The sequence below is a fragment of the Bradyrhizobium sp. RP6 genome, assembly GCF_003837805.1.
In the GTDB taxonomy this organism is placed as follows: Bacteria; Pseudomonadota; Alphaproteobacteria; order Rhizobiales; family Xanthobacteraceae; genus Bradyrhizobium.
In genome coordinates this window covers 1-468 of sequence record NZ_RQIT01000070.1, presented here as the reverse complement: position 1 = coordinate 468, position 468 = coordinate 1, and the positions used below count along the sequence as shown (strand labels likewise).

General features: G+C 41.0%; 1 protein-coding gene. It reads right to left on the bottom strand.

What is annotated here, in order from left to right; translation table 11 throughout:
- A partial coding sequence (locus EHH60_RS36905; protein WP_199752531.1) for a hypothetical protein occupies positions 1–269 on the bottom strand: 269 nt, incomplete at its 3' end.
- Between the last annotated feature and the right edge of the window lie 199 nt (positions 270–468).

The following is a 468-nucleotide window of genomic DNA, read 5'->3' as shown; positions in this document are numbered from 1 at the left end:
ACATCAATCATATCCAGCTTAACTAAAATAGCTGTACCTTCTCTTATCAGCTGCCGACTAATCCCTGTCATTTCTGATAGCCGGGTATAGGTTATTTTCACTTCCTGAATGCCAACTTCTTCAGCGCATTTCATGGTAATTGCTATGTAAATCATAAGAGCGGCAACCTTTGCTGATGGTTTGCCGATCTCATCGTTACGCCAATTAAATTTCCGAATAAGTCCGTTATGAACCCACCAAGAGAACATCGGAGCCCAATTAGGGATCATCTCACTTCCTCCAGCCAATAATGCAAATAGCAACGAAGCCTGCCAAAACAGCTAATGACAACAGGAACGGAACGAACCCACTGATGACAGGGGCTATTGAGGTAATAAATGAACTGATAACGGTTAAATTTTCCATAAAAGGTCCTTCTACGAGGAGTTATTTTCAAATTTTATCTCGCCAAAGGATTTACATCTAGAG